Source organism: Photobacterium nomapromontoriensis (assembly GCF_050336815.1).
Classification (GTDB): Bacteria; Pseudomonadota; Gammaproteobacteria; order Enterobacterales; family Vibrionaceae; genus Photobacterium; species Photobacterium nomapromontoriensis.
In genome coordinates this window covers 20,996-31,226 of the sequence record NZ_JAKJSL010000065.1, presented here as the reverse complement: position 1 = coordinate 31,226, position 10,231 = coordinate 20,996, and the positions used below count along the sequence as shown (strand labels likewise).

Annotated in this window: 11 protein-coding genes; 6 read left to right on the top strand and 5 right to left on the bottom strand. The window is 45.0% G+C overall.

Features of this window, described 5'->3' with window-relative positions:
• Nucleotides 1–435 precede the first annotated feature (435 nt).
• The 4 genes from L4D12_RS23885 to L4D12_RS23870 all read left to right on the top strand — a co-directional run bounded on the left by L4D12_RS23885 (nucleotide 436) and on the right by L4D12_RS23870 (nucleotide 4,035).
• Entirely contained in the window at nucleotides 436–1,905 is a 1,470-nt protein-coding gene (locus tag L4D12_RS23885; RefSeq protein ID WP_428450332.1) for an RHS repeat-associated core domain-containing protein, read from the top strand.
• 20 nt (nucleotides 1,906–1,925) lie between these two features.
• Nucleotides 1,926–2,210, top strand: a complete 285-nt coding sequence (locus tag L4D12_RS23880) for a hypothetical protein (RefSeq protein ID WP_428450331.1) — start codon at nucleotides 1,926–1,928, stop codon at nucleotides 2,208–2,210.
• A gap of 458 nt (nucleotides 2,211–2,668) precedes the next feature.
• Nucleotides 2,669–3,571: a LysR family transcriptional regulator gene (locus L4D12_RS23875; protein WP_428450330.1), complete on the top strand. Its 903-nt coding sequence runs from the start codon at nucleotides 2,669–2,671 to the stop codon at nucleotides 3,569–3,571.
• A 245-nt stretch (nucleotides 3,572–3,816) separates the two neighbouring features.
• Complete coding sequence (locus tag L4D12_RS23870; RefSeq protein ID WP_428450329.1) at nucleotides 3,817–4,035, top strand: hypothetical protein; 219 nt, start codon at nucleotides 3,817–3,819, stop codon at nucleotides 4,033–4,035.
• A gap of 100 nt (nucleotides 4,036–4,135) precedes the next feature.
• Here the strand turns inward: L4D12_RS23870 and L4D12_RS23865 are convergent, their stop codons facing one another.
• From L4D12_RS23865 to L4D12_RS23845, 5 genes are all read right to left on the bottom strand, one after another.
• On the bottom strand, nucleotides 4,136–4,633 hold the full coding sequence (locus L4D12_RS23865; protein WP_428450328.1) for a DUF3299 domain-containing protein: 498 nt from the start codon (nucleotides 4,631–4,633) through the stop codon (nucleotides 4,136–4,138).
• An 8-nt stretch (nucleotides 4,634–4,641) separates the two neighbouring features.
• Entirely contained in the window at nucleotides 4,642–5,901 is a 1,260-nt protein-coding gene (locus L4D12_RS23860) for an ABC transporter permease (RefSeq protein WP_428450327.1), read from the bottom strand.
• Nucleotides 5,898–6,614 (bottom strand): ABC transporter ATP-binding protein, encoded by a 717-nt coding sequence (locus L4D12_RS23855; protein WP_428450326.1) that lies wholly within the window; start codon nucleotides 6,612–6,614, stop codon nucleotides 5,898–5,900. The genes L4D12_RS23860 and L4D12_RS23855 overlap by 4 nt, the downstream gene beginning before the upstream one ends.
• Before the next feature lie 62 nt (nucleotides 6,615–6,676).
• A complete protein-coding gene (zrgA, locus tag L4D12_RS23850) occupies nucleotides 6,677–7,345 on the bottom strand; it encodes a zinc uptake protein ZrgA (RefSeq protein WP_428450325.1) in 669 nt (222 codons plus the stop codon).
• 48 nt (nucleotides 7,346–7,393) lie between these two features.
• Entirely contained in the window at nucleotides 7,394–7,684 is a 291-nt protein-coding gene (locus L4D12_RS23845; RefSeq protein ID WP_428450324.1) for a DUF2607 family protein, read from the bottom strand.
• Nucleotides 7,685–8,177: 493 nt separating this feature from the next.
• Between L4D12_RS23845 and L4D12_RS23840 the strand changes: the two genes are divergently transcribed.
• Both L4D12_RS23840 and L4D12_RS23835 read left to right on the top strand, forming a co-directional pair.
• The gene (locus tag L4D12_RS23840) at nucleotides 8,178–8,831 is read left to right on the top strand and encodes a potassium channel family protein (RefSeq protein WP_428450323.1); all 654 of its coding nucleotides are present in this window, start codon (nucleotides 8,178–8,180) and stop codon (nucleotides 8,829–8,831) included.
• 1 nt (nucleotide 8,832) lies between these two features.
• Nucleotides 8,833–10,197 (top strand): TrkH family potassium uptake protein, encoded by a 1,365-nt coding sequence (locus L4D12_RS23835; protein ID WP_428450322.1) that lies wholly within the window; start codon nucleotides 8,833–8,835, stop codon nucleotides 10,195–10,197.
• Nucleotides 10,198–10,231: the final 34 nt, after the last annotated feature.

Below are 10,231 nucleotides of genomic sequence, written 5' to 3'. Positions count from 1 at the left end.
AACTACTACGGTGTACCAATGAACTCAAAATCACTTAATACGTTCGTTAAAGAAGTCACGAATGCGTGGCTAAAACAACTTCGGAGACGAAGCCAAAGACACGCAATGACATGGCAAAAGTTTCGACGCTTGGTTGATTATTGGATCCCAAAAGTTCAAATTACACATCCTTACCCAGAGAAGCGTTTTGACGTTCGACCCAAGGTAGGAGCCGTATGCGTTAGTAGCGCACGTACGGATCTGTGCGGGGGGTAGCGGGTAACCGCTATTCCTACCGCGACCACCTTTACCGATGCCATTGGCCGCTGTAATACCTTCATCTATCAGGGGCTGGCACAACCCACCAAACACATACGGCCAGACGGCAGCTGGCTTGCCTTTGAATACGATAGCGAGCGCAACCTTACCTATCTTACAAAGACACACACTTTTGTAGTGCAGTGGCACGACACCCACTACCGTTACGACCGCTTCGGTAATCAGGTCAAAACCCACAGCCCGCAAGGTAACGAGCAGCGTCGCTTCAATGGCTTAAACCAGCTCACCAGTTTCAGAAAAGCCGGTAAATATACCCAGTACCATTACGATGCCCTTGGCCGTCGCAGCGCCAAAATCAGCGAAAGCCAGCGGATAGATTACCTGTGGGATGGGGATCAGTTAATTGGCGAACACTGTAACGGTGAATATCGCTGGTATCTCTACGAGCCGGGCAGCTTCAGCCCCGTCGCCCTGATTGCACAGGGTGAGATTTATTACTACCAGCTTGATCACCTCGGTACTCCGCTGACGCTAACCGATCAACACGGTGATATCGCGTGGCAGGCAGATTACACCACCGAAGGCGTCGCCAACCTCAGCATTGAGCGCATTGGTAATCCACTGCGTTTTCAGGGTCAGTATTACGACGTGGAATCGGGGCTGCACTACAACCGTTTCCGCTATTACGATCCCACCGTTGGGCGCTTCATCCACCAAGACCCGATTGGCCTGGTGGGCGGCATCAACCCGTACCAATACGCCCCCAACCCCGTGCAATGGGTCGACCCGCTCGGGTTGAGTTGTAAGGAGAGTAAAGCGCAACCGCCCTATGCAATGGGTTATAACCGGATTACTGATGATTCGAATTCAAATACTTATGTAAATTATAAAGCGTTAGAAGGGCGTACTCTTCCTCCTGATGCTGGTATATCTGGTTGGGATGCATTTCATGGAAGTTTAGATGCAGCTGGGTTAGCTCCTGGTGTCGGTATTATTCCAGATGGAATAAATGCACTGGTGTATACGATTAGAGGAAAATGGGTTGATGCAGGGTGGTCATTAGGTGCGATGATACCCGCAGCTGGCCAAGGTGTAATGGCGGCGAAATATGGCACAAAAATAGATGATGTGATCGAAGGCACAGAAGAAGCTGTAGATCTTGCTAGTTCCCCTACAGTTGTAAAAGAAGTATCAGAGAAGATTGATAATGTATTAGATTTTGGAGTATACAGTACAAAGATAGATACAAGAGTTAGCGTAATTGAAAAGAATACAGATATGCCAGCTTGGCTACAGGAAAGTTTTTTAGATTCAACTTTTCGGTCTGTTATCACTAATGAAGACATCACAGTCTATCGTGTATTTGGCAGCAGTGCTAATATACAAGGTGCTTTTGTATCGACAACTCCTGCATTAAGTAAAATACAAGTAAAAATAGATTCAGCGTTATTACCTGAGTGGAAGAACACAAGGAAATTTGAGGCTGAAATATTAATACCTAAAGGAACTAAATTAGATATAGGAAAAGTAGCACCTCAGACTATAGGAACGACTGGAACTGTGTTAAATGGAGGTTCTGATCAGTTATTGATGTCGCAAAATTGGCCAAAAGAGTGGATTGTAAGTGAAGGAAGTGTTAAACCATAAAGTGAGAACTTGGAGGTGTTATGTCAAACGTAAATGAGCTAAAGAGTCAACTGGTTGTAACCATAGATGCATTGGAGTTGAAATTTAATTCAACTAGTGAGCCAGTGATTTTAGACTATTTAAAACGATATAAGGATGTACTTAACAGTATTATTCTTGGTGCGTCAAATTGTGAGATATATAAATCATCAAAAAAGCTATTGAACTGCTCTAGAGGATATCTTGAAACAGCTACTGATTATAATCAGGATTTTCTCTATAAAATGGCTAAAACTGAGCAAATAATTAAAAATTTAGATAATTAAAATTTTATATTTCTATGATTATATAGGAGCTTATGATAGGGCGTCATCCACGATAATTAGCTCTACTGGGCAGGCCGCCCGACCACCTTTACCGATGCCATTGGTCGCTGCAATACCTTCATCTATCAGGGGTTAGTACAACCCACCAAACACATACGGCCAGACGGTAGCTGGCTTGCCTTTGAATACGATAGCGAGCGCAACCTAAAATTTAAACATGACACCCATACTTTTGAACTTTCTTGCTCGGGTTCTAGGCTTGATTTATCAGGGATGAATCCGAGACCACCATTTTCCCTTGGCAAGGGGATTTGTAATCTTATCGCTGGATAACTAAGCTTTAAATTGCCAGCCCGCAAAAATATGCGTGACATCACATTAATTTCTCCTTTTTTCATTGAGTTAACAATAGATAATTATCTATATTTCAATATGGTGAATTAACTGTGAGTGGCCTCATGGGACATAATTTAGACATACAAAGCATTTATGTTTTGGTCAAAATGTATGAACTGCGCAACGTCAAGTTGGTCGCTGATGCGCTAGGAAAAACCTCCAGCGCCATCAGTAAGATTCTATCTAAGCTAAAACTCCATTTTGAAGACCCACTTTTCATTCAGGGTCGTCAAGGCTTTGAACCAACGTTATTTATGGATACTAATATCGCTCATTTTGAACATATTTTAACTACGTTCGATGCCATTCAACATAGCGAATTTTCCCCACAGACATTGAAGCAAGAAATTATTCTGTATGGCCATGCACTGTTTTGGGATAATTTTGGTGACAAGCTCTATTTAGAACTGCGCAACGATGCACCATTAGCCAAAATTTCGATGCGTCAGTGGAGTTTAGAGGCCCGTTCTAGGCTTGTCGAAGGTGAGGATGCCGTCTTATTGAATACCTATGATGAGACTTTACCCCAAGTTATCTTGCAAAAACCGATTTGTGAAATTGTACCTGTTTTTTATGTGCGGGACGATCACCCGGCAATCAATATAGATGATTTGCTTAACTATCCATTTGTCATTACGCGTAATCCTGGTTGGAATAATGACGTTCGTTACCCTATTCTTGAGCGCTTATCGGGGGTGGGGTATAAAATTACTCCAAGCGTTGAATTCGAAAGTACATCAGCAATTGAAAACATTGTCCGCCATTCTGATCACTTCTCATTTACCATGTCACGTTTAATCCCTGACGGGTGTCGTGGTATCCCATTACCTATTATCTCGGATGTAAAGATCAATTGCGTAATGAGTTACCATCGCGCAAAGCAAAATGACCCACAAAAAGATTGGTTATATCAAGCTTACAGCCGTGTACTAAACCACTTATACCCAAGTCACCTCAAGATGTAGGATTCAGTATGAACTTCGCATGCTTAATTCAAGGTAAATTAGCGCGGGAATGGCTATTTGTTGTCAAGCTGATTTGTCACTGAAGCAGGGGTATAGTTGCATTTACCTTACTTATATTTGTAAAGCAAATCACATCAATTTCCAAAATGGAAAGTCTGGGTTTCCTCTACATATGACACAAATCACAGTAACCTTATTCATGTCGAGAGGGGAATGCCTCTAAAACAAAGAAGAAGGTACATACTATGAAAAATGCACTAGTTATCGCTCTATCCATCTTTTCTGTTTCTGCTTTTGCCACAGGCTCTGCAGGTTCTAACAATGGTTTAAATGGTGATCTAATCCAGCAGGCTAATGCAGCTGGATTTACAATGGAACAAGCCACTCAAGGCGTTGCAACCGGACATATTTCAACTGGCGTTAGTGTTGTTAAAACGGCTGAAATGGATGAGAAAGTTAAGTGATTCCTTACTTCTTTACGCTCAAGGATGAGCGGTATACCTCACTGTTATAACCCCCCAGAAAAAGAGTGGCCAACCGTTGTTGACCACTGCTCGATGCTAATCACATATCATCATATTCAGTGATCGCTGAGCCTTCGATGACATAACCTGCTTCTGCCAACTCATGGCTGATAGTTTCAGTTTTCAATTTGCCGATGACGTAAATCACATCCCATAATTTCTGTATTGGGGCACCTTTGGGGTACTTCACGTAAATGATTTGGTTAGCCGGCGGTGGCGGGACATGAATACACGCTCCAAAGTACGGTACCAGTAAAAACTCAGTCACGGTTTTATCATCACCTTCTAGCGGGATCACAAAGCCTGGAATTTTGACGCTACTGCCGTTCAGTTCAGGCCTTACGTTTCCGACTTTAGATTGCTCTACATTTGCGCCGGAGTGATCAATGGTTGGCATGCCGTTGGGATCGAATTGATTTCGTTCATTCTCTGGTACTAAATCAATCCAATCCAGCGTGAGCAAATCCTCAGATGCATTGGTTAAATTTGGCATTGCAGCCGTTAATGTAAATAGCAGTGATAACATTATTTTTTTCATATCAGTCCCTAAATCCGAATTGTCATGCCGTCGTTAAGTGACTTTTTATAAGCACTCAGCGCAGGAATAAAGCCAATAATGATGCCGGCGAGTTGTACTAAGCCGAGTAGCATCCATTCGTATGAGGTTATGCCAGTCAACGCGATATTGATGCCATAGTGGTGTTGAATAATCGGGTGGGCGACATTGAGCAGTAAGAACAGCCCAGCGACACCAGTGACGATACCCGCCAGTGTTAATGCGCTGGCTTCACTGATCAGTAAAGCAAAGACATGTATTGGTCTCGCTCCCATTGCTCTGAGGATCGCCATTTCACGGCGTCTTTCTTGTAAACTGGTGAGTAAGCTACTGAGCATACCGAGCAGCCCTGCAATCACGACGAATACTGATACCGCCATCAACGCTTGCTCGGCTACAGCCATCATTCCCCATAACTCATGCAATGCAACACCGGGCAAGATGGCACTCAGTGGCTCTTGAGGGTAGGTGTTGATTTGGCGTTGTAAGGTAAAGGTTTGAATTTTAGATTTAAGCCCCAGCATCATGGCGGTGATCTGCTTAGGCTGGAAGTGGTGCTGGTCTAGCTGTTGTGCAGAAGGTGTATTACCAAGGTGTGCACCAGACTCCCAGCCGACATGAATGGCTTCAATTGCCTCTAGTGAGACATGCACGGTCTTGTCGACAGGTGTTCCCGTTGGCGCCAGTATACCGACGACTTTGAACGGCAGTTTATCATGACGACTAAAGCCGACATCGCTAATGCCATGAGCAATAATGATTTCGCTGCCGATATGGTAATCAAGCGATTGTGCCACATCAGCGCCAATTACGGCTTCAAATAAGCCATTAAATGCCTGACCTTGTAAGAAAGTAAGTGGTTGCTTACGGCCGTATTTGAAATGTGCAAAGTAGCTGTGATTTGTCCCCATAACGCGAAAACCTTTGTGCGAATCTCCAAGTGATATAGGGATCGCCCAATCGACAGCTCTGTGTTGGCTAAATGCCTGATAGCTTTTCCAGTCAATATTATTGGTTGCGTTACCAATCCGAAAGACGGAATACAGCAGTAAATTGACCTGACCCGATCGGCCTCCCACAATTAGATCTGTGCCTGAAATTGTATTGGCGAAGCTACTTTTGGCTTGGGTTCGAATTCGCTCGACACCCATCAAGAGAATAACGGAGATCGCAACGGTAAGAATGGTCAGCATGGCCGTGGCTTTACGGTTCATGACGCTTTTCCAAGCGAGGCTCGCGATGGCTTTCATGACATCACTCCTGCTTGATTTAATTGCTGTAAGTCGATAGTGCGATCAAACAGTGGTTCTAATGTTGGATCATGACTGACAAAAATGAGGGTGGATTGGGCCAAGTTGGCTTGCTCCATGAGTAATTCGATAAAAGCACTGCGGTTATCATGATCCAGCGAGGAGGTTGGCTCATCGGCGATGATCAATTTTGGGGCGCCAATGAGTGCTCTTGCGGCCGCGACACGTTGCTGTTGACCAATACTGAGTTCAACAACCGCTTTATCAAGTTGTTCTTTAGGAAGATGTAAGCGTTGCAGCAGCTGTTTCGCCATCTCTGTCGCTGATGTGCTCAGTTGCTGTTTTCGTTGTTTGGAAAACTGGCACGGCAAGGTGACGTTATCGATAACATTCAAATAAGGCAGCAAGTTAAACTGTTGGAATATATAGCCGATGTTGTCGGCACGAAAAGTATCTCTCTGACTGGCTTTCAGCTGGCTGATATCAATGCCAAGGATCTCAATTGAGCCGTGTTGTACTTGGTTGATCCCCGTTAACAGGCCAAGTAGGGTCGATTTTCCACAGCCGCTTGGGCCTTTAATAAAGACATGCTCTCCTTGATTGATGATCAGCTCCGGTATGTCTAAAACGGGGTGCTGAGTTTTAGGCCATGCGAAAATTAGTTTCTGTAGCTTGACGACGGGCGGTATTAAATTAGTGGTTGTATGACTCATGTTACTTTCCAATTCATTGAATATTGGGCAAGTTGGACTTGCCCAATAGACTTATTACGTTTCTATAACGCGATAATCGCTTTGCGAACAGAAAGCTCGGTAGCCGTTTGAGCGTTGTCAGTCAGCAGGTTAACGCTAATCGTGTTGGTATTAGGAAAGTGGCTGAACCACTGAGTTTCGATGTTTTTCAGTTTAGCCAGATCATCACAGTGATAATGGTATTCAATGGTAAAGGTGCCGTGGCTATCATTATCATGATGGTCTTCATGGTCTTCATGGTCTTCATGGTCTTCATGGTCTTCATGTTTTGCATGATGGTCGTGATGATCTTTATGCGCATCAGTCTCATCATGTTTTGCGTGATGGTCGTGGTTATCTCCGTGCGTGTCACGGTCTAAAGACTGCGTCACCTGCGCCGCTTCAAGTGTACATTGTGCTGCATGGCTTAAGGTAAATATGGCATTAGCCTGACTGAGTGTTTCAGTCGCTGTATTTATTTGTTGTTGTTGCTGGTTGTTTTGGGGAGCATGTTCAAACCCGACCACATCAGCACCGGGGGCGGTGATTTCGATCAGTAAATCATGGCCATCTTGGGCAATATTAAACTCAACCTGGCCGTGAACATGTGCATCATGCTGGCGAAAGTGCTCTTCAGCAAAAGAGGTGGTGCTGTACAGCGATGTGCTTGCAATGAACCCAACCGCAAGGGCTAGGTGAGATTTGGTTGTCATTAATCCAATCCTTAAAAATCATAAATGAAAATAGAAATATAGAGATGATTAAAGAGAGGGCGGAGAGCGAGCGTGATAAGCAAAATGCTGTGTTTTGGCTTTTTCAGTGGAAAATGTGACGACAAAGTCTTCGGATTGCGGTGTGAGGTTGAGTAGCGGCACAACCTGAGACAAGCCATTTTGCGCTGCAGAGAATAGCTCACATTGATGATGTAGATGGTGGCTGGGTGTTACATCAAGTTGGTGGCTAACAACGGCGAAATTTAACCAAATAGCGAGAAAGATCGCATAAATCGCAATATATCGAGAGGTTATATTGTGAGTTCTAAAACCTGACACCGCAAAACACCTATCAATCCATGACAATTGTTATAATATAACAATACTCAGTGGTAGTGTCAGTATTTATCAAAATAAAACCGCCAGCACGGTGCTGACGGCTTTTATCTAGTGTTTAATAAATGAATCGTAGACAATTATGTCTATTGGCCAACGAAGAGAAAGGACAAAAACTTTCTCTTCGTTGGCCATTAATCCGCTATTATTTGCTTTCGTGCTAAACCTCCAATCCTAGATTGCAAAATTATCACGAGTCGGATCTCGCGAGCTCTGCTAGAGTGAGACTGTGATACGGTGCACACTTTTTCAACGTTTGAGCTTAGTGTTTCCACCATGTGAAAAATAATGACTTATCAGTTGCAGGAATATACCGTGACTACCTAGCCTTACCCGCACACCACAGAATGATATGACGCCTTCGTACGTAACGGTGTCGGTGGTGCTTGCTCTCTCTCATTACTTATCAAATCCTAACTATTCAAGGTGCTTATCCATGGCGCATTTTACCGTCGTTGGCTTGGGGCGTTTTGGTGTCGCTGCCAGCCTAGAGTTAATTCATCTCGGCCATACCGTAACCGGTGTTGATTGCGATCCGAAAATAGCTGAAAAATATACGGAAGATTTCACTGAAATGGTGATTTGTGATGCCACTGATGAGTGCGCATTGCGCGAATTGGGGCTGGTTAACAGTGAAGCGGTATTGATTGCTATCGGTGAAGATATGCAGGCCAGCCTGTTGTGTACGCTGGCACTTAAAAACTTGGGGATCAATGAGCTTTGGGTCAAAGCCAGCACCAAGGCTCACCATACCATTTTATCTCGGTTAGGCGTATCACGCATCGTCCATCCGGAAGAAGAAATGGGGGTTCGAGTGGCTCAGTCGCTTAATTATCCGATGGTCAATAATTATCTCTCTATCGGACATGGATTACATGTGGTCGAGATCCCAATTAAAGCGTGTTTGAATGATGCACCGCTCTCTCAATTACTGGGGGATGCCAGCGGTACCATTGATGCGCTGCTGGTTAAGCGCGATCAGGAAACCTTCAGTCAGCTTACGGGTGATTTTGTTCTGCAGACCAATGATATTTTGCTGCTATGCGGCACCCGAGCTGATTTGAAGTATCTCGCGCCAAGGTTGGTGTAACATGGTTCTGTGGCACCCATCGGTCTCGCCATTAGAGCGTAAGACCAACGCTGCCAAAAAGATCACTGCGGCGCCGCCGCTGATCTTGGCGGGCAGCTTCCTTATGCTGATCATACTTGGCACTGGTTTGCTTAAACTTCCTTTTGCCACCGCCACTCCGTTTAGTTGGTCGCAAAGTCTGTTTACTGCTACGTCAGCGGTGACGGTGACGGGTCTGTCAGTGGTGGATACCGGTACGGTGTTTACAACCTTCGGCCAGGCCGTGATCGCGCTGTTGATCCAGTGTGGCGGCTTGGGTTTAATGACATTTGCTATCGTTACTCTGATCTCCTTGGGGGGAAAAATTGGCTTTCTTGAGCGCACTGTCGCGAAAGAAGCGTTTAACCAAACTGATACCTCGACGTTAGCCTCTACGGCTAAAAATGTGCTGGCCTATGCATTGTTTGTTGAGAGCATCGGGATGGCGATCCTCGCGGTGTACTGGGCGCCGGAACTGGGGTGGAAAACCAGCTTGTTTCACGGTTTTTTCTATACTATCAGTGCGTTTAACAACGCCGGTTTTGCCCTTAGTGCGAATAACTTGATCCCTTATGTGGAAGATCCTGTGGTCAACCTGACCATTACCGGGCTGTTCATTGTTGGCGGGCTTGGGTTCTCGGTTTGGATTGACCTGCACCGCAATCGCTGCTGGTCGCGACTGACTCCTTATAGCAAGATGATGATCACTGGCACCATTTTGCTTAACCTGTTTGCGGTTATTGCCATCTACTTGATTGAATATAATAACCCCCACACCCTTGCTCACTTATCCGAGCATGGTAAATGGTTGGCGGCTTGGTTTCAGGCGGTCACGCCTCGTACCGCAGGTTTCAATACGTTACCGATGGATCAACTTGAAGATTCAACCACTGCACTGATCATGACTTTGATGTTCATCGGTGGTGGCTCACTGAGTACAGCCAGTGGGATCAAAGTGGTGACCTTTATGGTGATGATCTTAGCCACCTACGGTTACCTTCGCCGTGATGACGCTATTTTTGTATTCAAGCGAGAAATTCCCCGCGAGACAGTGAGCAAGGCACTTGCTTTAACCATGATCTCGGTGGTGGTGAGCTGGTTGGCTATTTTCGGCCTATTGCTGTCCGAACATGCACCTATGCTCGATATTATGTTTGAGGCACTTTCTGCATTGGGTACGGTGGGGTTATCGCGTGGCTTGACGCCGAATCTGACACCAGTTGGGGAGTTTATTATTATCGTACTGATGTTTATCGGTCGGGTGGGTCCATTGACTCTGGCTTATTTCCTCGCCAGTCCGAGGGCGCGAAAATTGCGCTATCCGGAAACCAAATTAGCCATTGGTTAAGCCGTTCTAAATACATCAAATCGCCAGCAATATG